Origin of the sequence: Streptomyces sp. NPDC048506, from assembly GCF_040651315.1 — a bacterium.
Classification (GTDB): Bacteria; Actinomycetota; Actinomycetes; order Streptomycetales; family Streptomycetaceae; genus Streptomyces.
Map to the genome: position 1 here is coordinate 24,958 of NZ_JBEZIX010000051.1, position 25,038 is coordinate 49,995.

22 protein-coding genes are annotated in these 25,038 nt (G+C 71.5%); 12 read left to right on the forward strand and 10 right to left on the reverse strand.

Annotated features, from left to right (window positions below; translation table 11 throughout):
- Positions 1-46 precede the first annotated feature (46 nt).
- Positions 47-1,075, forward strand: coding sequence for an NADP-dependent oxidoreductase (locus AB0C96_RS33255; RefSeq protein ID WP_362922660.1), 1,029 nt, complete (start codon positions 47-49; stop codon positions 1,073-1,075).
- A gap of 47 nt (positions 1,076-1,122) precedes the next feature.
- Here the strand turns inward: AB0C96_RS33255 and AB0C96_RS33260 are convergent, their stop codons facing one another.
- Positions 1,123-1,767, reverse strand: a complete 645-nt coding sequence (locus AB0C96_RS33260) for a TetR/AcrR family transcriptional regulator (RefSeq protein WP_362922661.1) — start codon at positions 1,765-1,767, stop codon at positions 1,123-1,125.
- A 456-nt stretch (positions 1,768-2,223) separates the two neighbouring features.
- Between AB0C96_RS33260 and AB0C96_RS33265 the strand changes: the two genes are divergently transcribed.
- Positions 2,224-2,988, forward strand: coding sequence for an HAD family hydrolase (locus AB0C96_RS33265; protein ID WP_362922663.1), 765 nt, complete (start codon positions 2,224-2,226; stop codon positions 2,986-2,988).
- Between the two features lie 21 nt (positions 2,989-3,009).
- Here AB0C96_RS33265 and AB0C96_RS33270 read toward each other — a convergent pair whose 3' ends face one another.
- On the reverse strand, positions 3,010-3,855 hold the full coding sequence (locus AB0C96_RS33270) for a PaaX family transcriptional regulator C-terminal domain-containing protein (RefSeq protein ID WP_362922665.1): 846 nt from the start codon (positions 3,853-3,855) through the stop codon (positions 3,010-3,012).
- 4 nt (positions 3,856-3,859) lie between these two features.
- A complete protein-coding gene (locus AB0C96_RS33275) occupies positions 3,860-5,467 on the reverse strand; it encodes an AMP-binding protein (protein WP_362922667.1) in 1,608 nt (535 codons plus the stop codon).
- Positions 5,468-5,642: 175 nt separating this feature from the next.
- Here AB0C96_RS33275 and AB0C96_RS33280 point away from each other — a divergent pair, with 175 nt between their 5' ends.
- Both AB0C96_RS33280 and AB0C96_RS33285 read left to right on the forward strand, forming a co-directional pair.
- Positions 5,643-6,767: an acyl-CoA dehydrogenase family protein gene (locus AB0C96_RS33280; protein WP_362922668.1), complete on the forward strand. Its 1,125-nt coding sequence runs from the start codon at positions 5,643-5,645 to the stop codon at positions 6,765-6,767.
- Positions 6,768-6,964: 197 nt separating this feature from the next.
- Positions 6,965-7,765, forward strand: a complete 801-nt coding sequence (locus tag AB0C96_RS33285; protein WP_362922670.1) for a VOC family protein — start codon at positions 6,965-6,967, stop codon at positions 7,763-7,765.
- Here AB0C96_RS33285 and AB0C96_RS33290 read toward each other — a convergent pair.
- A complete protein-coding gene (locus AB0C96_RS33290) occupies positions 7,743-9,434 on the reverse strand; it encodes a hypothetical protein (RefSeq protein ID WP_362922671.1) in 1,692 nt (563 codons plus the stop codon). The genes AB0C96_RS33285 and AB0C96_RS33290 overlap by 23 nt on opposite strands.
- A 376-nt stretch (positions 9,435-9,810) precedes the next feature.
- Between AB0C96_RS33290 and AB0C96_RS33295 the strand changes: the two genes are divergently transcribed.
- From AB0C96_RS33295 to AB0C96_RS33315, 5 genes are all read left to right on the forward strand, one after another.
- The gene (locus tag AB0C96_RS33295) at positions 9,811-10,068 is read left to right on the forward strand and encodes a hypothetical protein (RefSeq protein WP_362922672.1); all 258 of its coding nucleotides are present in this window, start codon (positions 9,811-9,813) and stop codon (positions 10,066-10,068) included.
- A gap of 394 nt (positions 10,069-10,462) precedes the next feature.
- Positions 10,463-12,718 carry an MMPL family transporter gene (locus AB0C96_RS33300; RefSeq protein ID WP_362922674.1) on the forward strand — a complete coding sequence of 752 codons (2,256 nt, stop codon included), beginning with the start codon at positions 10,463-10,465 and terminating at the stop codon, positions 12,716-12,718.
- 174 nt (positions 12,719-12,892) lie between these two features.
- Positions 12,893-13,891 carry an ATP-binding cassette domain-containing protein gene (locus tag AB0C96_RS33305; protein WP_362922675.1) on the forward strand — a complete coding sequence of 333 codons (999 nt, stop codon included), beginning with the start codon at positions 12,893-12,895 and terminating at the stop codon, positions 13,889-13,891.
- Positions 13,888-14,706 carry an ABC transporter permease gene (locus AB0C96_RS33310; RefSeq protein ID WP_362922677.1) on the forward strand — a complete coding sequence of 273 codons (819 nt, stop codon included), beginning with the start codon at positions 13,888-13,890 and terminating at the stop codon, positions 14,704-14,706. Before AB0C96_RS33305 ends, AB0C96_RS33310 begins: the two co-directional genes overlap by 4 nt.
- Positions 14,707-14,972: 266 nt before the next feature.
- Entirely contained in the window at positions 14,973-15,680 is a 708-nt protein-coding gene (locus tag AB0C96_RS33315) for an HAD family phosphatase (RefSeq protein ID WP_362922678.1), read from the forward strand.
- Here the strand turns inward: AB0C96_RS33315 and AB0C96_RS33320 are convergent.
- From AB0C96_RS33320 to AB0C96_RS33345, 6 genes are all read right to left on the reverse strand, one after another.
- Positions 15,664-16,698: a transketolase C-terminal domain-containing protein gene (locus AB0C96_RS33320; RefSeq protein WP_362922680.1), complete on the reverse strand. Its 1,035-nt coding sequence runs from the start codon at positions 16,696-16,698 to the stop codon at positions 15,664-15,666. The two genes, AB0C96_RS33315 and AB0C96_RS33320, sit on opposite strands and share 17 nt — an antisense overlap.
- A gap of 17 nt (positions 16,699-16,715) precedes the next feature.
- Positions 16,716-17,678 (reverse strand): thiamine pyrophosphate-dependent dehydrogenase E1 component subunit alpha, encoded by a 963-nt coding sequence (locus tag AB0C96_RS33325; protein ID WP_362922682.1) that lies wholly within the window; start codon positions 17,676-17,678, stop codon positions 16,716-16,718.
- Positions 17,679-17,733: 55 nt separating this feature from the next.
- Positions 17,734-19,170, reverse strand: coding sequence for a dTDP-4-amino-4,6-dideoxy-D-glucose ammonia-lyase (desII, locus tag AB0C96_RS33330; protein WP_362922683.1), 1,437 nt, complete (start codon positions 19,168-19,170; stop codon positions 17,734-17,736).
- Between the two features lie 18 nt (positions 19,171-19,188).
- A complete protein-coding gene (locus tag AB0C96_RS33335) occupies positions 19,189-20,442 on the reverse strand; it encodes a dTDP-4-dehydro-6-deoxyglucose aminotransferase (RefSeq protein WP_362922685.1) in 1,254 nt (417 codons plus the stop codon).
- Positions 20,443-20,538: 96 nt separating this feature from the next.
- Positions 20,539-21,120, reverse strand: coding sequence for a dTDP-4-dehydrorhamnose 3,5-epimerase family protein (locus AB0C96_RS33340; protein WP_362922686.1), 582 nt, complete (start codon positions 21,118-21,120; stop codon positions 20,539-20,541).
- Positions 21,121-21,149: 29 nt separating this feature from the next.
- On the reverse strand, positions 21,150-22,355 hold the full coding sequence (locus AB0C96_RS33345; RefSeq protein ID WP_362922688.1) for a macrolide family glycosyltransferase: 1,206 nt from the start codon (positions 22,353-22,355) through the stop codon (positions 21,150-21,152).
- A gap of 298 nt (positions 22,356-22,653) precedes the next feature.
- On the opposite strand from AB0C96_RS33345, the gene AB0C96_RS33350 reads away from it, so the two are divergent.
- The 3 genes from AB0C96_RS33350 to AB0C96_RS33360 all read left to right on the forward strand — a co-directional run bounded on the left by AB0C96_RS33350 (position 22,654) and on the right by AB0C96_RS33360 (position 25,008).
- The gene (locus AB0C96_RS33350) at positions 22,654-23,520 is read left to right on the forward strand and encodes a 3-hydroxyacyl-CoA dehydrogenase family protein (RefSeq protein ID WP_362922690.1); all 867 of its coding nucleotides are present in this window, start codon (positions 22,654-22,656) and stop codon (positions 23,518-23,520) included.
- Complete coding sequence (locus AB0C96_RS33355) at positions 23,517-23,840, forward strand: acyl carrier protein (RefSeq protein ID WP_362922692.1); 324 nt, start codon at positions 23,517-23,519, stop codon at positions 23,838-23,840. Before AB0C96_RS33350 ends, AB0C96_RS33355 begins: the two co-directional genes overlap by 4 nt.
- Before the next feature lie 100 nt (positions 23,841-23,940).
- A complete protein-coding gene (locus tag AB0C96_RS33360; protein WP_362922714.1) occupies positions 23,941-25,008 on the forward strand; it encodes an acyl-CoA dehydrogenase family protein in 1,068 nt (355 codons plus the stop codon).
- The last annotated feature ends 30 nt before the right edge of the window (positions 25,009-25,038 follow it).

A 25,038-nucleotide genomic window follows, 5' to 3' on the forward strand; every position in this document is an offset into this window, starting at 1 on the left:
GTATTGAACGTCGCCGCCGCGTGTACTACGAGCCAGGAGCAGTCCCATGTCCCCCACCGCCGCGCCCGACCTGCCCACCATGCAGCGGGAGGTCCGGCTCGCCACCCGCGTCGAGGGTGAGCTGAGCACCCGGCACTTCACGATCGCGGAGGTCCCGGTGCCGCAGCCGGGGCCCGGACAGGTCCTGGTGCGGACCCGGGTGATGGCGGTGACCGCGGCGATGCGGACGCAGATGACCGCGGCCCCGCTGCCGATGCCCTCGTTCGTACCGGGCGGGGCGCTGTGGGGCTCCGCGGTCGGTGAGGTGGTGGCCGCGCCGGACGGCGGCCTCACCCCCGGCGAACTCGTTCATCACCCTTACGGATGGCGGGAGTTCGCCGTCGTGGAGGCGTCACGGATACGCCGGATCGACCCGGACGCGCTGCCGACCCCCGCCGCGCACCTGTCGCAGGGGGCGACCGCCTGGGGCGCGCTCCGCCGGGCCGCGGAGGTCCGGCCCGGGGACACCGTGTTCGTCACCGGCGCCGCCGGTGGGGTGGGCAGCCTGGCCGGGCAGCTGGCCCGGAGGCTGGGGGCCGGCCGGGTCATCGGCAGCACCGGTTCGGAGAACAAGGCCGCCCGGCTCCGCGCCGAGCTGGGGTACGACGCCACGATCGTGCGCGGTGCCGGCCCGATCGAGCGACAGCTGCGCCGGGCGGCCCCGGACGGCATCGACGTACTGCTGGACACCGTGGGCGGCGAGCAGCTGGCCGCGGCGCTCACGGTCGCCCGCTCCGACGCGCGGTTCGCGCTGGTCGGCGCGCTCTCCAGCCAGTTGGGCGGGAACGGCGGTGCGACCGCCCCGGTGGAGCTCGACGCGGGGCTGATCATCACGCGGCGGGTGGCGCTGCGCGGCTTCGGGCTGCATGCGCACCCCGATCTGCCGCAGGAGTGGACGCAGGAGTTCGGTCGGGGCCTGCGGGACGGGTCCCTGGCCTTCCCGCACGCTCTGCTGAAGGGCATCGAGCAGGCACCCCGGGCGCTGTGCGAGCTCACACAGGGGTGCCACATCGGGGCCGTGCTGGTGGAGTTGTGATGCCGGGCGCGCCGCACGGAAGCGTCCGGCCGTAGCGGTCCGACGGATCAGCCGGCCGCCGGGAGCTGTGCCGGCGTCGGGATGCCGACGGCCGGCACCGGGTCGGGCGCGGCCGGCAGCAGCGACCACAGGCCGACCACGGCCTCGCTGTCCCACCACGTCCCGTCCTCGCCGCCCAGGTGCAGCAGACCCACCACGATCGAGGTCAACAGCTGGGCGGTGCGCCGCGGTTCGGCGTCCGGGGCGGCGGCCGCGATCGGCCCACCGGGCTCACCGGTCCCGCATGTCACCGCCTTGTCGAGGAAGAGCGCGTACCAGCGCTGCTCCAGGGCGTAGATTCCCAAGCCCGGTGCGGTCTCCGGCCGCAGCCGCAGCCCGGCGCGCAGTACCGCGTCCGACCCGACCCGGCTGAACAGCTCAACGGCGAAGTTCCGTACGGCGACCGGCAGCGGTTCCGGGGAGCGGGTGAAGGCGTCCTCGATCTCCTGGAGGGTGGCCAACGCGGTGTCCCGCACCGCGAGGGTGAGGTCGTCCTTGGACGTGAAGTGGAAGTAGAGGGCTCCCTTGCTCAGGCGGGCCCGCCGACTGATCTCGACCATGCCGGCAGCGGGAACTCCCTTCTCCAGGAAGGTCTCTGCGGCCGATCGGATGAGTGCCTGGCGGCTTTGGATGGCGCGATGCTGGGTGGGCACGGTGTCCGTCCCGTCTCTAGTACGGCTGCAAGCTGATTGCAGTCTACATAGAAAACCAACCATGCGGTTCGATATGCTCAAGGGGAATGGCCGGAACTGGCATGCGTTGTCGTGAAGACGACGTTCGCCCGCGCGATGCCGGGCCTGTAGCGGTGTGCGGGGGCCGTGTGTCCCCAGTCTGGCCTTGGGGAGTAGCGTTGTCGACCCGTCAGGATGTGACAAAGGCACATTGACAAACAGCGCAGGCGGTTTTTAAATCTCCGAAGGCGGTAAACGGGACGATCCCTTCCGTTGCAGCCACCGCGACGGTCGCGTACCGCGTTGGACAGCGGTGCGCCATGGCGAGACCGCCCTCCTCCCTCATCAGTCGTCGAACGCAGGCCGCCCAACCAGCCGAGCCAGCAAGGTCATCCGAACCCCTCGCACCCCCATCGGAATCCGGAAAGGTCTCCAGCCATGCGCGTAGCAACGGAAGTCCGCGACCGTCCTGTGAGAGGCGCACGGGGCGCCGGCACCGAGACGATCAGGGCTGCCGTCTTCGATCTGGACGGCACCCTCGCCAACACCCTGCCGGCAATCAGCAAACTGCTGGTCAAGGTGGCCTCGGAGCAGGGCTGTTCGGTGACCGCGCGGCAGGCGGCCGCCGCCATCGGCAAGCCGCCCGGCCCCGCCTTCGGCCGGCTGCTGGGCAAGCCCGAGGACGACGGCCGGGTGCAGGCCGCCATCTCCCGCTACCGCGAGCTGTTCGCCTACGAAGTGCTGTGCCAGGGACCCCAGCTGCTCTTCCCCGGTGTGTCCGCCGGGTTGTCCGCGCTGCGCGCGCACGGCGTCGAGCTGGCCGTCGCCACCTCCAAGAGCACCCGTAGCGCTGAAGCGTTGCTCGACGTCATGGGGATCCGCGACCTGGTCGGCCCGGTCATCGGCCAGGACATGGTCCGGCGCGGCAAACCGCATCCGGAGATGGTTCTGCGGGCGGCCGGCCGGTTGGGCGTCCCGGCGTGGCAGAGCGCGTATGTGGGGGACACCGTCGGGGACATGCGGATGGCGGTCACCGCACGGATGGAGCCGGTCGCGGTGACCTACGGTGTCGGCACGTTCGGCGAACTCGCCGGAGTCGCCGGTACCCGGATGTGCAGTTCGTTCAAGGACGTGGTGTCGGTGATCGCCGCCGCCAGGCCGCGGCCGGCCGCCGCGGTGGTGGGGGCCCAGCGGCGCCGCTGACGCGTCGTCCGCCGGCACGTCCTACGGACCGGCCGTCACCTCTCGCGCGTAACGGGCGCCCGCGGCCCGGAGTCTGCCGTGCAGTCGGGCGAACACCTCCGCTGCGCGACCGCCCGGCCAGTCCTCGGGCAGGAGGGGAGAGGGGAGCCCGGGATCGGCGTACGGGAGACGGCGCCAGGCGTCCAGGGCCAGCAGATAGTCGTGGTAGGCCTCCTCGGGAGGCACCGTGCGCCGTCGTGACCAGCGGCGCAGGACCGGCTCCTGCTCCTCCAGGAAGGCGCGGTGCTGCGCGGCGATGGCGTCCAGGTCCCACCAGCGCGCCACCGCGTCCGAGGTGGGGGCGAAGCCGGCGTGCGTACCGGTGAACAGATCGACGTACGGGGCCAGTTGCAGTCGTTCCAGGGTGTGCCGGGTCTCCTCGTAGAGCTGTGCGGGGGCGATCCACACGCCCGGCGCGGCGGTGCCGAAGCCGAGCCGGGCCAGCCGGGAGCGGAGCAGGTGCCGCTTGTGCCGTTCCTCCTCGGGAACGGAGAAGACGGCCAGCACCCAGCCGTCGGCCGGCCGGGCGGGCGGCCGGCCGAAGATCCGCCGGTCACCGTCCTCCAGCAGCTGACGGGCCGCATCGGACAGTCCGTACCCGGCCGCGCCGGAGGCGGTGCGCGCGGGTACCAGCAGCCCGCGCCGCTTGAGCCGGGAGACCGCGGAGCGCACCGACGGCGGGTCCACCCCGAGCACCCCGAGCAGCCGGACCAGCGCGGCGACCGGTACCGGTCCCGCCGTCCCGCCGTCGGGCTGGTCGCGCCCGTAGGCGCCGTAGAACGTGACGATCAGGGACCGTGGGGTGCGCTGTGTCTGCTGGTCGGGCACCGGATCACTCTAGAGGGGCGGCACGCAGCCGGTAGCGCTGGAGCTTGCCGGTGGGGGTGCGGGGCAGAGCGGTGTGGAAGACGAAGGCGCGCGGGCACTTGAACGGAGCGATCCTGGTCTTGGTGAAGGCCCGCAGCGCGGCGACGGTCTCCTCGTCGTGGGGCACGCCGGGCCGCAGCACCACATGGGCGACGACGACCTGACCCCGCTCCTCGTCGGCCCGGCCGACCACCGCCGCCTCGGTGACGTCGGGGTGCCGCAGCAGCGCGTCCTCCACCTCGGGGCCGGCGATGTTGTAGCCGGCCGAGATGATCATGTCGTCCGCGCGGGCGACATAGCGGAAGTAGCCGTCGGCCTCGCGGACATAGGTGTCCCCGGTGAGGTTCCAGCCGTCCCGTACGTACTGCGCCTGTCGGGCGTCCGCGAGGTAGCGGCAGCCGGTCGGCCCGCGGACGGCCAGCAGGCCGGGCTCGCCGTCCGGCAGCGGGGCGCCGTCCGCGCCCACCACCCGCGCCTGGAACCCCGGCACCGGCAGCCCCGTCGTGCCCGGCCGGATGGCCTCGTCGGCGGCCGAGATGAAGATGTGCAGCAACTCCGTGGCACCGATGCCGTTGATGATCCGCAGACCGGTCGCCTCGTGCCAGGCGTGCCAGGTGGCGGCGGGCAGGTTCTCGCCGGCCGACACGCACCGGCGCAGTGCGGAGAGGTCGTGGCCGGCGAGGTGGGGCAGCATCGCCCGGTAGGCGGTCGGTGCGGTGAACAGCACCGAGATCCGGTGCGTGGCGATGTCGTCGAGCAGCCGCTGTGGACCGCCCCAGTCGGTGAGCAGGGTCGAGGCGCCGACCCGCAGCGGGAAGATCACCAGCCCGCCGAGGCCGAAGGTGAACCCCAGCGGCGGGCTGCCGGCGAACACGTCGTCAGGTCCCGGCCGCAGCACCTGTGCCGAGAAGGTGTCCGCGACGGCGAGCACATCGCGGTGGAAGTGCAGACAGCCCTTGGGGCGGCCGGTGGTGCCCGAGGTGAAGGCGATCAGCGCGACGTCGTCGGCCGCGGTCGCCACCGCGGTGTACGGTGCGCCGCCGGGTCGGGCGAGCTGCCGCAGGTCGTCCGGGCCGGCCCCGCCGTACGGGGTGATCCGCAGCCCCGGGACGTCGGCCTCGGCGAGGTCGTCGACGCAGCGGACGTCGCACAGCGCGTACCGCACCCGGGCGATCTCGCAGATCGTGGTGAGTTCCTTCGGCCGCTGGGTGGCCAGCACGGTCACCGCGACCGCCCCCGCCTTCATCACGGCGAGCCAGCAGGCGGCCAGCCACGGGGTGGTGGGGCCGCGCAGCAGTACGCGGTTGCCCGGCCGCACCCCCAGCCGCTCGGTGAGCGCACGGGCGATCGCGTCGACCTGCGCGCGCAGCTGCCCGTACGTCCACACCGGTCCACCGGCATCGCGCAGCGCGGGCCGGTCCGCGCCGAGCCGCTCGATGGTGCCGTCGAGCAGTTCGGCACCGCAGTTCAGGCGGTCGGGATAGCCCAAGTCGGTGAGGTGCGGCCACTGCTCACGGGGCGGCAGTCGGTCGCGCGCGAAAGTGTCGGTGTGGGCCGAGGACCGTAGCTCCATGGCGGATGCGCCCCCTAGGGCGGCCGGGTGGCCGACGCGGTTGGCTGCTCGTACGGCCCGGCCGGGACCGGTCGACGAGGTTCGAGGACTGCCGTTCGGATCCTTCGCCAGCGTAACGTGTTCGTGACGGCAGTCAACAGACCGCGATAGAGGACCGCTACCAGGGAGCCGCCTCGTGACCGTATTCGCGCTGGGACCGGAGGAACGGGAGTGGTGCGCCGCGCTGCGCGCCATGACGGCCGAACGGCTGAGTCCACTGGCGGAGCAGGGCGAACCGGGCCGGGTCAACCGGCCGCTGGTCACCGCACTGGGCGAACTGGGCCTGCTGCGCCGCCTGTTCCCAGCCGACGGCACACTGCGCGCACTGGACCTGTGCCTGCTGCGCGAGTCCCTCGCCCAGGAGTGCACCGAGGCCGAGACCGCACTGGCGCTCCAGGGCCTCGGCGCCTACCCGGTCCTCCAGTCGGGGACCGAGGCCCAGCGCGTCCGTTGGCTGCCCGAGGTCGCCGCCGGGCGCGCGGTCGCGTCCTTCGCGCTGAGCGAGCCGGACGCCGGCTCGGACGCCGCCGCGCTGTCCCTGGCCGCGGAGCCGGACGGCGCGGACGGCTGGCGGCTGACCGGGCAGAAGTGCTGGATCTCCAACGCGCCCGAGGCCGACTTCGCCACCGTCTTCGCCCGTACCGGGGGCGCGGGCGCGCGGGGCGTCACCGCCTTCCTCGTCCCCGCCGACCGGCCCGGGCTCACCGGAGCACACCTGGACATGCTCAGCCCGCACCCCATCGGCACGCTGGAGTTCGACGGCACGCCCGTGACCAGGGCGGACGTCCTGGGTGAGGTGGGCCGCGGATTCGCCGTCGCGATGGCCACGCTGAACCTCTTCCGGCCGAGCGTGGGCGCCTTCGCGGTCGGCATGGCGCAGGCCGCACTGGACGCGGCGCTGGCGCACGCCGGTGCGCGCACCGCGTTCGGCGGGCCGCTGAAGGACCTACAGTCCGTGGGCCACCAGCTCGCCGAGATGGCCACCCGGGTCGAGTCCGCCCGTCTGCTGGTGTACGCGGCGGCCGCGGCCTACGACACCGGGGCGCCCGACATCGCCCGCCGCTCGGCCATGGCCAAACTGCTGGCGACCGAGACCGCCCAGTACGTCGTCGACGCCGCCGTCCAGATCCACGGGGCCCGGGCGCTGCGCCGTGGCCACCTCCTGGAGCACCTGTACCGGGAGGTCCGGGCGCCGCGCATCTACGAGGGCGCGACCGAGGTACAGCGCTCGATCATCGCCAAGGAGCTCTATCGGAGCTGAACTCTCGTTCTCTCCCACCGAGGCGCATGGCCGCTCGGACGGCCGACCGGATGCCGGCCTGACGAGCGCACGTCAGGCCGGCAAGCGGCGGCGCGGCGGCCGAATGCCGTCCGGGGGCGACCGACGGGCGACCGACGGGCGATTGTCAGTGCCGGGTGTCAGGCTGAAACCACGCAGGATCCGCGAAGGGAAACGCCATGATCACCACTGACTTCGTCCCCGGCTCGCCCTGCTGGCTCGACCTCGGTGCTCCCGACGTCGAGGTCGCCGCGGCCTTCTATCGAGCGGTGTTCGGCTGGCGGGCCGAGCCGTACGGTGACCAGGGCGCGGGTGGATACACCCTCTTCCGGCTCGACGGAAAGGCGGTCGCCGCGGCCGGCCCGCTCACCGAGGACGGCGCCCGCTCCGCCTGGACGCTCTACTTCCACACCCCCGACGCGGACGCCACGGTCGAGGCCGTGGCGCGGGCGGGCGGCGCGGTCCGCTCGGCGCCGGCCCGGGTCGGCGCCGACGACGGCCGGTTCGCCCGGTTCACGGACCCGCAGGGCGCGGCCTTCGCGGTCTGGGAGCCGGCGCGGTATCCGGGCATCGAGGCCGCTGACGGCCCCGGCACGCTGGGCTGGACGGAGCTCTACACCACCGACCCGGCCGCCGCCCAGACCTTCTACAAGAGCGTCTTCGGCTGGGGCACCCAGGACGTCCCGCTCCCCGGCGGTGGCGGCACGTACACCCTGCTCCACCCGGCGAACTGCGGTGAGGACCGGATGCACGGCGGCCTCATGGGCGTCCCCGCCGACCTGCTCGGGCCGGGCGGAAAGCCTTACTGGCACCCGGTGTTCGTCTCCGCGGACTGCGATGCCAGCGTCGGCCTGGCGACCGGCAACGGCGGCACGCTCTCCATGGGGCCGGAGACCGCCGAGGGCGTCGGCCGGCTGGCCGTCTGCAACGACCCTGCGGGCGCGGAGTTCGTGGTCCTCACTCCGGAGGGGACGCTGTGACGCCGGGGTCCGACGGCCCGAGGAACGTCCGCGTCCGCACCGGGCCGGCGTCGGCGGCCCGTTCGCCCTCCCCGGCGATCCCGGGCGCCGGCATCTGCGGTCCGTTCGCCAGGACGCCCCGGTCGACGGTGGCCAGGGTGCGCGACTCCGGGCCCTCATGGGCGGCGAGGGTTTCCCCCGTGATACCCGCCCGGTGGAGCATGCCGTCCACGTCGATGCCGTATGACCGGGGCGCGGCGCGAAGGTGCTGTGCGGCCTGGGCGAACCGCTTGCGTCCCCGCTCGTCGGCGCCGTCGAGCATGACGCGGAGGTAGGCCTCCCGGCCGTGCCGGTCGCACCACCGCATGAGGAGCAGCAGATCGGGGACCGATCGGTGCCGGCCGGCGGCCGCGAGGGTGTGGTCGGCGCTGACGCCCCGGCCCTGATCGCGCAGCGCCTCCATGAAGGTGATGAGCGCGTTCACCGTGGCGTGCCGGGCCACGATGTCCAGGACCGTGCGCACCTCGTGGAACCGCATGGCGGGTCCGAGTGCGTGCACGAACTGCGCGATCGCCTCGGCCGGCCGTTCGCGGGCGATGCGGTCCAGCAGCCATTGGAGTTGGGGAGTTCGGCCGGCACCGTCCAGGAGGTCGACGAGCTCGCGCAACTCGTGCGGTGAGCGGCTGTGGACCGTGGCGTTGAGAGCCATCCGGGTCTCGTCGCCGTAGCCGTGTTCCTCCAGCATGGCGAGCAGCTCTGCCAACAGGACGACCGGGCGCTGTTCGCCGGCGCCGACCATGACGTCCCGCACGTGGTGGCGCCTGCCGGATGCGCGGAGCCGCTCCACGAGCGCCAGCGGGACGTCGGTGGGTCGCCGCAGGCCGGCGGCCCTGAGCACGATCGCGGCGTCACGGGCCTGCTCGGTCTCCGTGAGCCGTTCCGTCAGCATCGCGATCTCCGCGACGGGGCGTAACCGGCCGGCTGAGTTCAACAGGGCGTGGAGGTAGTCCGCGCGCTCATGGAGGCGGAGGTAGCCGACCACCCCGCACACGTCCTCCAGGTCCCACTGCGAACCGGCTCTGCTCAGCTCGATGCGGAGCTCGCCGTGCCGCCCCCGGTGCTCCAGGGCGGCGGCACGCCCGACGAGGCGCTCGTACCGGTCGGTGTCCCGAGGCGCGCCAGTGGCGCCTGACCCGGGTGCGAACGACGGCTGGGCTCGCTCTGCGGTGCCGGTTGTCGCCGCGGCCGGTGGTGCTGAGACCCGTGGTGCCGCGGCCGGTCGTGCCGTGACCGGCGGTGCCGCGACAGTGGTCGGCGTTGCACTCCCTGCCGGGCCGGACGAGGTCGGGGTGCCGCGGCCGCGGTTGGCGTGCTCTGCCGCCGCCAGCCAGCAGGCTTGTATGCGCCGGGCCTCGTCATCGGGGTCCCGTCGAGGCTGGCACCAGGCCGCGAGAACCCGGACGGCGGGCTCCAGGTTGAGCCAGCGGGGAAGCCCGCCACGCCCCTGAAGGATCCCGCGCAGGCGCTCATGACTGAGCGTGCTGCGGAAATCGCCCTGCCTGATCGCGTCGCTGATGAGACGGAGTCCGGGCCATCCCGCCGAGCGGTGGAGCTCCTGAAGAGCGTGCACGAGATCGCGGTGCGGACTCTCGGGGAGTTCCTCCACACCGAGCATGGGGATTTCTGCCAACCGGTCCGTCCCCCGTCAAGGTTCGTCAACTTCCGTCAGTCTCACGGAGTCATGCACGGTCCGCAACCAGAACTTCCGTCAACAACACCTGGACTTCCGTCACTTCATGACTCCCACCGCGCAGGCCGCCGGACAGTGGAGGACGTGGGCGGCCCGCACCTCGGCACGGTCGGTACGACCACGAACCCGTTCTCCGGCTACCACCGTCCGTCGCGCAGCGGCCCGTTCGCACGGGGTGCGACGGCGATGAGTCGGCGGCCACGATCACGAGGTTTGGGGCGATGACGAAGCAGAGGGGATGGGACCGCCCGGGGTCCCCACGCACGGTGTGCACCACGCACTCGACCACCTGGACGGGGAGGGAGGTGGTCTGCCGATGAGCGGCCTCCTCTCCTTGCTGTCGCTTCCGAACGCCACCGGTTCCGTGGCGGTGACCCTCGCGGCCATCGGCGCGATCCGCGTCGCCGCCCGCCCACTGGCCACGGCGCTCTGTCTCTGTGTGCTCGCGCTGTCCCGCGATCCGGCCAGGCGCTCCGACGTGCTCCGGTACGTGGCCCTGCTGAAGGACGAGCCCGGCCGGCGACGCCCGAGACGGCGAAGGCGGCGAGGCGTGCGCGGGCGGGAGTCGGAGTAACAGGTCGAGTCGGAGTAACAGGTCGAGTCGGAGTAACAGGTCGAGCCGGAGTAACGGGTCGAGTCGGAGTAACAGGTCGGAGTTCCGGCGCCCGAAGGGGAGGGGGATGGCGCCGTGGCGTCACGTGGCGCCACATTGGCTCGCCATGGTGCCATGTGTATGTCATGATGGCGGTGCGCGAACGCCGCAGCATCGGTGCGGCGCTCGCATTGCGGGATCGCGGGCATAAAACCCCAGGTCCCGCACCGTTCATCCGGCGCCATTCGTGCACCAGGCAAGGGTCAGTCATGCGCCATCAAGGCGCCATGTCGCGCTGCCCGGGTGTCCGAAGCGTCGACCCGGCTCGACCCGACCGACCACACACCGACCGAACCGACCCAACGGGAGCCCCACCGTGGCTACGTTCCTTTCCAGACTCGGCCGCCTCGCCTTCCGCCGCCGAGGGGTGACACTGCTGCTCTGGCTGCTGATATTCGGCGGCATGGGCTTCGCCGCCTCCTCCGCTCCGCCACCGCCCGCCGATACCTTCTCGATGCCGGGCACCGAGTCGCAGGAAGCCTTCGACCTGCTGATGAAGAAGTTCCCGGACGCGCGTGCCGATGGCGCCAGCTCCCGGGTCGTCGTCCGGGCGCCCGAGGGCCAGAAGATCACCGACGCCGGGCAGCGGGCCGAAGTCGGCCGGCTCGTCGCCGAGTTGGGCACATCGTCCCCGCAGGTGGTGGGCGCCGCCGACCCGTACCGGACCCCCGCGGTCAGCATCAGCAAGGACGGTACGACCGCCTACACGGTGGTGACGTACAAGGTCCCCGCGTTGAAGATCAGTGACAAGGCGCACGACGCGCTGGACGCCGCCGTCAAGAAGGCCCGCAGGGCGGGTCTGACCGTCGAGGCCGGCGGTGACGCCGTGAAGGTCGACCAGGCGATGGGCGGCACCGGCGAGAAGGTCGGCATCCTGGTCTCCGCGATCGTCCTCGTCCTGACCTTCGGCTCGATGATCGCGGCCGGAATGCCGCTGATCACCGCGCTGATCGGAGTCGGGATCGGAATCTCCGGCATCACCGCGCTCGGCTCCACCCTGGGCCTGTCCGGCACCACCTCGACACTCGCGATGATGATCGGCCTCGCGGTCGGCATCGACTACGCGCTGTTCATCGTGTCCCGGTTCCGGGCCGAGCGGGTCGAGGGGCGCACCCCCGAAGAGGCCGCGGGCCGGGCCGTCGGCACCGCGGGTTCGGCGGTGGTCTTCGCGGGGCTGACGGTCATCGTGGCCCTCGCCGGACTGGCCGTCGTCAACGTCCCGATGCTCACCAAGATGGGCCTCGCCGCGGCCGGTACCGTCGCGGTCGCCGTGCTCGTCGCGATCACCCTGGTCCCCGCCCTGCTGGGCTTCGCACCGGTCAAGGTGATGGCGCGCAAGGGGCGCCTTCAGTACGCCGTCAAGCCGCTGTCGGAGCGCCGGCAGCGCAAGGCCGCCAAGCACGCCGCCGAGTCGACCAAGGGCGGCAGGCCCAACCTCGGTGCCCGATGGGCGAGTTACGTCCTGCGCCACCCCGTGGCCGTCCTGCTCATCGGCGTGGTCGGCCTCGGCACGGTCGCCGTACCGGCCGCGAGCCTGGAACTCGGGCTGCCCGGCGAGGGTTCGATGTCGAAGGAGACCACTCAGCGCAAGGCGTACGACATGCTCTCGGAGTCCTTCGGCCCCGGGTTCAACGGACCGCTGATGGTCACCGTGCAGGCGCACGGCGCCAAGACCGCGGGCGACAAGGTCGGCGAGGCCCTCCGCACGACGGACGGCGTGGCCGGTGTCTCCCCTGCCGTCGCCAACAAGGCGGACGACACCGCGATCCTGAACGTCATCCCGAAGACCGGTCCGACCGAGCAGAGGACCGAGGCGCTGGTCCATGAACTGCGGGCCACCGCGGGCGACTTGGAGCAGCGCACGGCGTCCCGGATCCTCGTGACCGGCCAGACGGCCATGTTCATCGACTTCTCGCAGACCCTCAACGACGCGCTTCTGCCCTACCTCGGCCTGGTCGTCGGCCTCGCCTTCCTGCTTCTGATGGTGGTCTTCCGCTCCCTCCTGGTCCCGCTCAAGGCGGCCCTCGGCTTCCTGCTCTCGGTGACCGCGGCCCTCGGCGCCGTCGTGGCGGTCTTCCAGTGGGGCTGGTTCGCGGACGTCCTCGGCATCGAGCAGACCGGCCCGATCATGAGCACGATGCCGATCTTCATGATCGGCGTGGTCTTCGGCCTCGCCATGGACTACGAGGTCTTCCTGGTCAGCCGGATGCGTGAGTCGTACGTCCACGGGGCGCGCCCCGCCGAGGCGGTCGTCGACGGCTTCCGGTACGGCGGCCGGGTCGTCTCCGCCGCCGCGGTCATCATGATGAGCGTGTTCTCCGGCTTCATCATGGAGGACAACGACTTCATCAAGATGATCGGCTTCGCCCTCGCGATCGCCGTCCTCTTCGACGCCTTCATCGTCCGTATGGCGCTCGTGCCCGCGCTCTTCGCCCTGCTCGGCAGGTCCGCCTGGTGGCTGCCGAAGTGGCTGGACCGGATCCTGCCCCGGGTGGACGTCGAGGGCGAGAAGCTCGACCGGCACGCCGCCCCCGCGCCGCACTCACCGCGGGAACACGCCCTGGTCGGCTGACGCCCCGGCCGAGCCGCACGGCGCGACGCTCCGTGACCTGCGTCAGACCTGCGCCGCTCACACGCCGCTCACCTGCCACTCATGCGCCCACTCATGCACCCACTCATGCACCACGGCCCATCGGCCGCTTCCTCCTGTCCCCCGGATTACCTGAAGAAGAAAGGCCCGCCCACCATGCACACCGCGACCCAGGTGCCCACTGCCGCGCGAGCAGCCGCGATCTCCGCGATCGGCCTGCGCAAGTCGTACGGCGACAAGGTGGTGCTCGACGGCATCGACCTGCGGATCCCCGAGGGCACGATCTTCGCCCTGCTCGGCCCCAACGGTGCCGGCAAGACCACCACCGTGGAGATCCTCTCCACGCTGATCACCGCCGACTCGGGCCAGGCGCACGTATCGGGCCACGACGTGACCTCCGACGCCGACTCGGTACGCCGCCGGATCGGCGTCACCGGTCAGTTCGCCGCCGTCGACGGGCTGTTGACCGCCGAGGAGAACCTGCTCCTGATGGCCGACCTGCACCACCTGGGCAAGCGCGAGGGGCGCCGCCGCGCCGCCGAGCTCCTGGCGCGGTTCGAGCTGACCGAGGCGGCCCGCAAGAACGTCGCCACCTTCTCCGGCGGTATGCGCCGCAAGCTCGACCTGGCGATGACCCTGGTCGGCCGGCCACGGATCATCTTCCTCGACGAGCCGACCACCGGCCTCGATCCGCGCAGCCGCCGCGTCATGTGGGAGCTCATCCGGGACCTGGTGGCGGATCAGGGCGTGACCATCTTCCTCACCACGCAGTACCTGGACGAGGCCGACCAACTCGCCGACCGCATCGCCGTGCTGGACCACGGCAAGCTGGTCGCCGAGGGCACCGCCGACGAACTGAAGCGCAAGATCCCCGGTGGCCATGTCCGCCTCCAGCTCGCCGACGAGGCCCACCTCGCCACGGCGGCCGGCCTCTTCGGCATCGCCGCCCGTGACGACGAGTCGCTCACCCTGAAGATCCCCAGCGACGGCACCCTCACCCATCTCCGTGCCGTCCTCGACGTCCTCGACAGCACCGGCGTGCAGGCCGAGTCGCTCACCGTGCACACCCCCGACCTCGACGACGTCTTCCTCACCCTCACCGGCCGGCAGAACGCCCCCACCCTCCCCAACCCGCAGAAGGAGTCGGCTCGATGAGCACCGCGACCGCCACCGCACCGGCCACACCCACCCGCTCGTACGCCCTGCGCGACTCCATGACGATGCTGCGCCGCAACCTCAAGCACATGCGGCGCTACCCGTCGATGACGATCTCGATCGTCGTGATGCCGATCCTGATGTTGCTGCTGTTCGTGTACGTCTTCGGCGGGGCGCTCGGCACCGGCATCGGCGCGGGCGCCGACCGCGGCGACTACATCAACTATGTGGTCCCCGGCATCATCCTGATGTCCGCGACCTCCGGGGCCGTCGCGACCGCCGTGTCCGTCTGCACCGACATGACGGAAGGCATCATCAACCGCTTCCGTACGATGTCGATCTCACGCAGCTCCGTGCTCACCGGACATGTCCTCGGCAGTGTCATCCAGGTCGCGGCGGTCCTCGTCCTGGTCACCGGCGTCTCCCTCGCGATCGGCTTCCGGCCCGACGCCTCACCTGTCGAGTGGATCGCCGCGTTCGGTCTGCTGGCCTTCCTGGCCTTCGGTCTGGCCTGGGTGTCCGCCGCGATGGGTATGGGTGCCAAGACCCCCGAGGCCGCGTCCAACGCCCCGCTGCCGCTGACCTTCCTGCCCTTCCTCGGCAGCGCGGTCGTCACCCCGGAATCCATGCCGACCGGCCTGCGGTGGTTCGCCGAGTACCAGCCCTTCACGCCGATCAACGAGACCCTGCGCGGCCTGCTGCTCGGCACCCCGATCGGCAACGACGGCTGGATCGCGCTGGCCTGGTGCGCGGGTCTCAGCCTGGTCGGCTACCTGTGGTCGCGCGCCGTGTTCAACCGCGAGGTCACGCGCTGACCCCGACGAGGGCGACGCGAAGGGGCGGGCTCCCGGAATCCCCCGGGAGCCCGCCCCTTTCCACGGGGTACGAGGCGAACATCGCCGTTCCTGCCCGATGTCGGGCAGAAATCATGGACGTTCCACGGCTCCCGACCTAGGGTGATCGCTCATGATCGCCCTGGACGCAATGGGGATTTTCGCCCTGATAGTGGGACTCCTCGCGCTCACCCTGGGACAGCTGCCGACGCGTGACCCGCGCACCACCCGAAGCGAAAGGACCATCCATGCATGCGCTCCCCACCAGCACCGAGGCCGTGGTCTTCGACTGCGACGGTCTGCTGGTCGACACCGAAGCCTGCTGGACCGTTGCGGAAACGGCCATCTTCGCGGCGCACGGCCATCCCTTCGGTCCCGAACAGAAGGCCCTGGTCATCGGCCGCACCGTGGAGGCCGCCGGAGAGGCCATGGCCCAGTACCTCGGGCGCCCCGGTGACGGTGCCGAACTCGCCGCGGAACTCCTCGAAGGGGTCCGCGAAGAGCTCTCCCGAGGCGCCGCAGCCCTCCCCGGGGCGGCGGAACTGGTGCGTGCCTGCCGGGCGGCCGTACCGATCGCCGTAGCCAGCAACAGCCCCCGGGAACTGCTGGACGCGGCGCTGTGGTCGGCCGGCCTCGCCGACTGCTTCCGCCACTCGTTCGCCGCCGACGAGGTACGTTCCCCCAAGCCCGCACCGGAGCTCTACCTCACGGCATGCGAGACACTCGGCGCGGCCCCGGAACGTTCCGTCGCCTTCGAGGACTCGGCCACGGGCATCGCCTCGGCGCGTGCCGCCGGGCTCTACGTCGCGGTCGTACCGTCCCTCCCCGGAGTCGACCTCGACCACGACTGGTTGGGTACCAGTCTGGCCGAACCCGAACTGCGGGACTGGGCCAGGGTGTTGGGGGCACAAGCCCCTCGCCCAGGCCGTCGGACACCGCTCAGTACGGGCCGGTGAAACCTGACATGACGTCGCGCATCCTCGGCACGGAGCGTCGGCCGGCGTGCAGGGTTTCCAGGCAGGCGTGCGCAATCGTCTCCGCCTTCGGGTTGAACGCCTCCTCCAACGGCCAGGACACGGGGGCGGGGCAGTCGGGCAGGGTCACCCTGCGGACCGGTGCCCGGAGTGCGTCATGGGCGTTCTCGGCCACCACGGCGCCGACTTCCGCCGCGAATCCGTAGCGGGCCCAGCTGGTGTCGGCCACGACGAGGCGGCCGGTCTTCGCGACCGACGCGCAGATGAGCGCGTCGTCCAGAGGGCGGATGCTTCGGACGTCGATCACCTCGACGCCGATTCCCTGTTCCCGCAGGGCGTCGGACGCGCGTTCCGCCTCGTGGACCATGAGGGACGCGGCGACAACGGTGACGTCGTCTCCCGTGCGGGCGATCCTGCCGGTCCCGAACGGGACCGCAACGGGTTCCTCGGGTACCTCTCCCTCGATTCCGTACAGACCGCGGTTCTCCAGGAGGACGACCGGGGTCTCGGCCCGGAGGGCGCTGACGAGGAGGCCCTTCGCGTCGGCGGGCGAGGCGGGGGTGGCGACGTGGAGCCCGGGGAAGTGCCCGAACAGCGACTGGAGGCTCTGCGAGTGCGTGGCGCCCTGCCCCCAGCCGCGACCCACGATGCCGCGCATGACGACCGGCACGCTGCCGTCGTTGCCGTACATATAGCGCCACTTGGCGGCCAGGTTGAAGATGGCGTCCATGGCCAGGAACATGAAGTCGTCCCGGGTGTGCACGACGACGGTCCGGATTCCCATCGAAGCGGCACCGATGGCGATTCCCGCGAAGGCGTTCTCCCCGTTGGGGATGTCCATCACGCGGGACGGTCCGAACTTCCGGAAGGCCTCTCCGGTGGTCCCGTACACCCCCTTGTAGTCGTCGACGCCCTGCCCCGCGAGAATGACTTCGGGGTCGGCCTCCATGCACTGCACCGTGGCTTCACTGATCGCCTGGCAGTAGGTGATCTTCCGCATGTCGCTGTTCTCTCCGCTCAGCTCTCGTATACGCCGGTGAGCAGGTCCGCCACGGCGGGGAACGGGCTCGATCTGGCCGCGGCCACCGCTTCGTGCAGTTCGGCGCGGAACTCCCGCTGCCACACGGCGAGTTGCTCCGTGATGCCGGGATCCGTATCGCTCAGGGTTTCCACGGCGCGGCGGATCGGACAGCGGGCGACCCAGGAGTCGACGTCGGCCTTCGAGCGGCCGCTGACGTCGTAGTCCCAGTGGGGGCCGACGTGCTCGCGCCAGCGATAGGTGTCGAGTTCCAGGAAGTACGGTCCGTTCCCCTGGCGGCAGTGCCGCACGGCTTCCTCCGCCGCCTCGAAGACCGCGAACACATCGTTCCCGTCGACCCGGCGGGCCGGCATCCCGTAGCCCCGCGCGCGCCCGCTGATGCTGGTGCCCGCCGGCTGACGAGCGGCCTGCGGCGAGGAGAGGGAGTACTGGTTGTTCTCGCACACGAAGACGACCGGGAGGCGGTGCAGAGCGGCGAAATTCAGCGACTCGTGAAAGACCCCCTCTTCGGAGGCCCCGTCGCCGAAGAAGGTGGCGGCGACCCGGGGCTCACCGCGCAGGGCGAAGGACCAGGCCGCCCCGACGGCGACGGAGATCATTTCCCCGAGGATGGCGGACGAGGCACCGAACCCGGCGGCCCTGTCGACGAGATGGACGGATCCGCCGCGACCCGCCGCGCAACCGCTCTGCTTCCCGTACAGCTCCGCGACCATGGCGGTGAGATCACCTCCCTTCGCGAGGTACTGGGCGTGGCAGCGGTGGCCGCCGTAGATCACGTCCGTACGGCGCAGGGCCGCGCACACGCCCACCGCGGTCGCCTCCTGGCCGATGGAGAAGTGGACGGGCGTGCGCATTTCCTGTTCGTCGCGGTAGACATCGCCCAGTTCTTCCTCCACACACCGAATGCGCACCATGTCGCGCACCAGGCGCCGTCGCGTCATGTTTCCTCCGAGCAGCGAGAAGGGACAAGGGGTCGCCGAGGCAGATGGGCCGGACTCAGCGAAGGAAGCCGCGCCGGTCCGCCCAGCCGTCGGCCACATCGGCTTCGAGTTGGTTCAGCCGTGCCGTGACGACCTGGTCGAACCCGTCCATGAAGTACTCGTCGCCCTCGGCCGGAGGCACCTGCCCGCCGCTGGTCACAAAGCGCTCCACCACCTCGGCGAGCGTCGTCCCGGGGGAGACCCTGCCGATGCTGTAGCGGTCCGCTCCGGGCAGACCGGGAAAGCCGGCCTCGCGGTAGAGGTAGACGTCGCCGAGCAGGTCGACCTGCACCGCCACCTGTGGGTGCGCGGTCGGCCGCATGGTGTCCGGCCGGATGCGGACGAGCTCGGCGTCGGCTCCGGTCGTGAGGCTGTTCAGCGCGTACCCGTAGTCGACGTGCAGCGTGGGCGCGGTGGACGCGGCCTTCTCCTGGAAGGCCGTCAGCGCTTCCTGGAGTTCCGCCCGCTCGTCGGCGGACAGCCGGCCGTCGGGCCGGCCGCTGTAGTCCTCGCGGAGGGTGACGAAGTCCAGGGGCCGGTCCGGCGCCGCCGCGTTCAACTCGGCGATGAAGTCGACGAGGTCGAGCAGGCGTCGGCCCCGCCCCGGCAGGACGATGTAGTTGAGGCCCAGTTTCACCGTCTCGTCGCGTTCGGAGCGCAGCCGCTGGAACCGTTCGAGGTTGGCCTTCACCCGTCCGAACGCGGCCTTCTTCCCGGTGGTCGCCGCGTATTCGTCATCGCTCAGCCCGTACAGCGAGGTCCGCACCGCGTGCAGGTTCCACAGGCCGTCCTGCCGTTCCAGCGTCCTCTCGGTGAGTGCGAAGGCGTTGGTGTAGAGGGTGAGACGGAAGCCCCGGTCGGCGGCCCGGCGGACGAGCGGGCCCAGTCCGGGGTTGGTGAGCGGCTCCAGGCCGCCCGACATGTACATGGCGTCGGGGTCGTCGGTCGGCACCTCGTCGATGAGCGCGGCGAACATCTCGTTGCCGTCGGCCAGCGCGGAGTGCGCATAGCGGGCACCGGTGACCCGTACGCAGAAGTGGCACCGGAACATGCAGGACGGTCCCGGATACAGCCCCACCGAGTACGGGAACGCCGGCCTGCGGTGCAGAGCGGCGTCGAACACCCCCTTCCGTTCCAGCGGAAGCAGTGTGTTCGTCCAGTACTTGCCGGAGGGGCCGTTCTCCACGGCCGAGCGCAGCTGAGGGACGCGCGCGAAGACGTCCAGGAGGCGGCCGAAGGCGGGCCGGTCGACTCCGAGTTCCCGACGCGCCTTCTCCAGCGGGGTGAAGGGGGCGGCGCCGTAGATCCGTGCCAGCCGCACCAGATGGCCCGCGGCGCCGCTCGCCTCGCCGTCCGTCAGATGGCCGGCGGTGACCAGTTCGTGTCGGAGGACCCCGGCCGCGGCCGCCGGATCGCTGTCGGGAAGCGTGCACGACGCCACGGTGTTCGCCACGGCTCCTTGCCTCATGAATCAACCAACCCTCGTCTGTTCGGAACTGCCCCGCACCGGCGGGGCCGTCGACTGGTCACTACGGCGCGCCCGGCGCCAGCGGGCGGTCAGCTCGGGCCCGCGGGAGGCGGCCAGCCGCACGATGTCGCACACCCGGCGGATGTCCTCACCGGAGACCGTGGATCCGGTCGGCAGGGCGATGACCCGCGCCGAGAGGCGTTCGGTGTGCGGCAGGTGCGCGCTCTGGCGGGACCGGTACGGCTCCAGCTGGTGGCAGGCCGGCGAGAAGTACCGCTGGGCCACCACGTTCTCGGCGCGCAGCAGGTCGAGGAGGAGGTCGCGGTGGAGCCCGGTGACCTCTTCGTCGATCTCCACGACCACGTACTGGTAGTTGTTCTGCTCGTTCTCGTCGAAGGCGATGACGGCCACTCCCGGAACTCCGGAGAGTTCGGTGCGGTAATGCCGGTAATTAGTCCTGTTGTGTCGCACAACCTCCTCGAATGCGTCGAGGGAGGTGAGCCCCATGGCCGCCGAGGCCTCGCTCATCTTTGCGTTCGTCCCCCCAGCGGAATTGCCTCCGTCCAGGCCGAGCCCGAAATTGTGCAGAGCGCGGACCCGGTGGGCCAGATCGTCGTCGTCGGTGACGACCGCGCCGCCCTCGAAGGAATTGACGACTTTCGTCGCGTGGAAGCTGAAGACCTCGGCGTCGCCGAACCGCCCGACGGGCCTGCCTTCCGAGGTGATGCCGATCGCGTGCGCCGCGTCGAAGAACAGCCGGATGTCCGCGTCGGCGGCCAGCTTCTCCAAGCCGTCGACGTCACACGGTCTGCCCCACAGATGCACACCGAAGATGGCGGAGGTGCGGGCGGTGAGGGCGGCCCTGGCCCGCTGGGGATCCACGCATCCGGTGAGCGGATCGACATCGCAGAAGACCGGCTCCAGGCCGAGCCACCGCACGGCGTGCGCGGTCGCCGCGAAGGTCAGCGCGGGCATGATCACTTCTCCGGACAACTCGCTGGCGTGCACCAGGAGTTGGAGTGCGGCGGTCGCGTTGCAGGTCGCCACGCAGTGCCGGACGCCGGCCAGATCGGCCACCCGCTCCTCGAACTCCCGGGTCAGGGGGCCGCCGTTGGTGAGCCACTGGTTGTCCAGTGCCCAGGCCAGCCGGTCGAACAACCGGGAGCGGTCGACCGGATTCGGGCGCCCCACGAGAAGGGGCTGGAGGAAACTGGCGCGCCCTCCGAACAGCGCGAGATCCCCGAGATCGCATTTCATGTCTACCGCCCAGAAGAGATCGTCGCGCCACTGCCGTAATGCGAGGTGACACCGCACTCGGCAGCCGCACACTTCACCGGTGAACGCCCCTGGTTGCTAGCGCGTACACAGCTCCTCGTAGGTGGGCAGCAGTCCCCGGGCCGCCACCGCGGCGAGGGTGGGTGCCGCGGCGTCGCGTGCGGACCGGATCGGCGGTGCCGTCAGGTCCCAGGGCAGGTCCAGCTCGGGGTCGAGGGCGTCGACGTCGATGATCGTGCCGTGCACGTACTCCCGGGTGCACAGATAGTTCATGCAGGTGTCGTCGGTCAGCGCCAGGTAGGCCAGGCCGAGCCCGTCGGGCAGGTACACCGCGGTGGCCGACCGCGGGTCCTGGCGGAGCGTGTCGTAGCCGCCGAAGGTGGGCGATCCCACCCGCAGGTCGACGACCATGGTCAGCGCCGCGCCCCGCACACAGGTGACGATCTTTCCCTGGCCGGGCGGCACCGTGGTGCTGTGGACGCCGCGCAGTACGTTCCGCCCGGAGACGGTGTAGTTGACCTGCCGGATCTCGATCGCGTGCCCGGTGGCCTCGCGCAGCGCCTCATGACGCAGGGCCTCGTAGAACACGCCCCGGTGGTCCGGCAGGGGTTCGGGGTCGATGCGGTACGCGTCGCGGACCGCCATTTCGTCGATGCGCATGATGTGGTCGCTCCTGCCGGCCCCGCCGCTCAGGGCAGCAGCCCCTCGACGGCGGAGGCGGCCGCCGCGGCGCCGCCGGCGGCGCGAATCTGTGCACGCATCCCCGCCACCCGCTCCTTGACGCCCTCGTCGGCCAGCACCCGCCGCGCGGTCTCGCGCAGCGTCTCGGCCGTCACCTCGGACGTCAGGAGCTGTGCGCCCAGCCCGAGTTCGGCGATCCGGCGCGCGGTGGCCCGCGGCTCCGGCATCACCGGCACCGCCACGACCGGAACGCCGTGCGAGAACGTGTCCATGGCCGTGCTCATCCCGCCGTGGTTGACCACCAGGTCGGCGTGCGGCAGCAGATCGCCGTGCGGGACGAAGTCGTGCACCTCGACGTTGTCGGGCAGCGGGCCCAGCTCCTGCTCGGTCACCCCGCCGCCGAGCACCAGGACGATGTGCCACGGCTCGTCGCGGAACGCCTCGACGCAGGTGCGGAAGAACTCCGGCCGCTCGTTGTAGAGGGTGCCCAGGCTCACCATGACCAGCGGCCGGTCGCCCTCCGGCGGTTGCCAGGTGCCGTGGAAGGCGGCCCGGGGCGAGCAGGGGCCGACGAAGTGGTGCCGGTCGTCGAAGGTGTCGCCCGCGTACTGGAAGGACCGGGGCATGTAGAGCAGGGCGGGGCCGCCGTGGATCACCTCGGTGAACGCGGCGAGATCGCCCTTGGCGCCCTGCTCCTCCAGCAGCCGGCCGATCCGCGCGAGCAGATCGTGCAGCGCGGGGTCGTCCGGCGGCTCGGCCGCGTCGACCGGCGGATGCAGCGACCAGTGCTCATTGGCGGCGTAGGTGGGGGTGCTGCGGATGACGGGGATGTCCCACCGGTCGGCGAGCAGCCGGCCGGTCCACAGCGAGGACGGGTCGTTGACGATCACATCGGGACGGTCCGCGGCGAAGTGCGGCTCCAGCAGCGGGAGGGTGGCGGTGGTCATGTCCAGCAGCCACTCCAGCACCCGGACGAACTCGCCCTCGTCGGTGTACTCGTCGGAGTCCTGCCGCGGCACCATCTTCGCGAGGAACTGCTCCTTGTCCATCGGATAGGTGACGACCCCGGCGCCGACCCGGCGGGCCCGGTCCGCGATCTCCTCGGGCAGTGCGTAGGTCACCCGGTGGCCGCGGGCCACCAGTTCCTCGGCCACCCCCAGCGTCGGATTCAGATGCCCGGCGACCGGGAGGATGAAGAACGCGATATGAGCCATTGCGAAATCCTTCGTGGGGGGCTCGGGGTCATATGACATCGTGTGTCTTGGCGCGAACGTAAAGAAACTCCGGGGGAGTTCGAGGCCCCCGCACACTAGGAGTGGCCTCCGGAATGGGGCAAGCGCGAGATGACAAAGTGCTCGACGTGCACTAGATGACAAAGTCCACCGCAATTCATGGATTGCGTGCATTCCTCGGGAGAGGATCTCGAATTGTTGCCGTGAATGGCGCCTCGATGGAGGTCGGCCGAAGGCATCCCAGATTTCCGTCCTCGTCCCCCGGGAACATGGAGGTTCTGTGTCCGACAACAACGCGGATGGCCCGATCGTCGTGGTGGGAGCGGGCGTCATGGGCACGGCCATCGCCGCGCTCGCGGTCGGCCACGGATACCGGGTGACCCTGATCGACCATGCCCCCGAGGCCCGCGCGGCCGCCCCCGACAAGGTCGGACTCCAGGTGCGCACGGCCCGGATGATGGGCGCACTGCCCGTCGGACGGCCCCTGGGTGAACTGACCATGGCGGGCACGACGGACGCCGCCGCGGGGGCGTGCGCCGTGATCGAGGCGGTCACCGAGGACCCCGGGGAGAAGGCCACGGTGCTGGCCGGCCTGGCCGCCGCGGTGAGCCCCGGGACGCTGCTGGTCAGCAACACCTCCGGGCTCCCCATCGACGAGATGGCCGACGCCGTGCCGCGCCCCCAGGACCTCGTCGGGGCGCACTTCATGAATCCGGCCTACCTCATCACCACGGTGGAGGTGGTCCTCGGGCCGCGCAGCGGGGACGCGGCGGCGGCCGAGGTGCAGAAGCTGCTGGCGGGGCTGGGCCGCGAGGGCATCGTCGTCGGCGACGGCCCCGGCTTTGTGACCAGTCGTCTGCTGCACCGGATGATCAACGACGCGATCGAGGTGGTCCATGAGGGGCGCGCCGCCCCGGAGACCGTGGACCGGCTCATGCGCAGCTGCATCGGCCATCGCACCGGGCCACTGGCCACCGCGGACCTCATCGGCCTGGACAACCTCGCCGACTCGCTCCAGGTGATGTACGCGCGGACGGGTTCCGCGGCCTTCCGCCCGAGCGAACTGCTGCTGGAGAAGGTCCGGCGGGGAGAGCTCGGCCGCAAGAGCGGCCGGGGATTCTACGACTACGAGGAGAGCACGCAATGACCGAGACCTCCGACCTGGTGGGGTCCGCCGCCCTGGCGCCGGCCGACCACGACGTCGCCGCCGAGCTGCTGGAGTTCCTGGCGGCGAAGGCCAAGAAGACCCTGGAGCACGACCAGGACATCTTCGCCGTCGGCGGCATGTCGTCGCTGTTCGCCATGCAGCTCGTCGTCCACCTGGAGAAGACCTACGCCGTCACCATCAGCGGCGCCGATCTGATGCTCGACAACTTCCGCACGGTCGACGCGATGGTCCGCCTGGTGCGCAGGCTGGGCCCGAGCGCGCCCGGCGCCGTCGGCACGGGTGGCACCGGCGGTGAGTGAGGCGACGGCCGGCCGAGCGGCCGACGCCGCCGCGGGGGCGTCGCGCGGCGCCGTTGCCGGGGCGACCGAGCCGGGCGCCGAGGAGCAGCTCTTCACCGACCTGGTCGGCGACTCGGCCGCGGAGTGGGAGCGCACCGGCGAGATCCCGGTGGAGCTGCTGCGCGGTCTCGGCGCCAAGGGTCTGCTCTGCGCGCAGGTGCCGGTGGCCCACGGCGGACTCGGTTTCTCCAGCCGACGCAACGGCGAACTCACCGCGCACGTCGGTGCGTTGAGCAGCTCCCTGCGGAGCGTGATGACCTCACAGGGGATGGCCGCCTGGACCTTGCGCCGGCTGGCCGGTGCCGGGCAGCAGGCCGCGACCGTCCCCCGGCTGACCGGCGGGGAGCTGGCGGCCGTGGCCTTCAGCGAGGCGGCGGCCGGCAGCGATCTCTCCGCCCTGCGTACCCGCATCACCCGCGACGGCGACGAGATCGTCGTCGACGGGGCCAAGGTGTGGACGACCAACGCCGCCTACGCGGACCTGCTGATCGTGTTCGGCCGCACGGAGGACGGCGCGGGTGCCGTCGTGGTGCCGGCGACGGCACCCGGGGTGCGCATCGAGCGGATCACCGATCCGCACGGCTGCCGCGCGGCCGGCCACGCCGACATCCGGCTGGACGGCGTACGGCTGCCGGCCGACGCCCTGCTCGACGGCGTGGACCGCACCCCGTCCCTGCTCGTGACCACCGCGCTCAGCTACGGGCGGATGTCCGTGGCCTGGGGCTGCGTGGGCATTCTGCGCGGCTGCCTGACCGCGGCCGCCCGGCACGCCAACGGCAGGGAGCAGTTCGGCACCCGGCTCGCCGAGCACCAGCTCGTGGCCCGGCACCTCGCCGAACTGCTGATCGACGAGCAGGGCGCCAGCCGGGCGTGCGAGCACGCCAGCGACCTGTGGGACGAGGGCAGCCCCGACATGGTGACCGCCGCGGTGCTGGCGAAGCACGTGGCGGCCACCGGCGCCGCGCGCGGTTCGGCACGGGCGCTCCAGGTGTTGGCCTCGGCGGGGTCCCGCGACGGGCACGTCGTCGCACGGGCCCACCGCGACGCCAAGCTCATGGAGATCATCGAGGGCAGCAGCGAGATCTGCGAACTCATCCTGGCCCGGCACGCCCTGGCGACCGCGGGATGACGCCCGGCCCCGCGGGGCCGCGGCCACAGG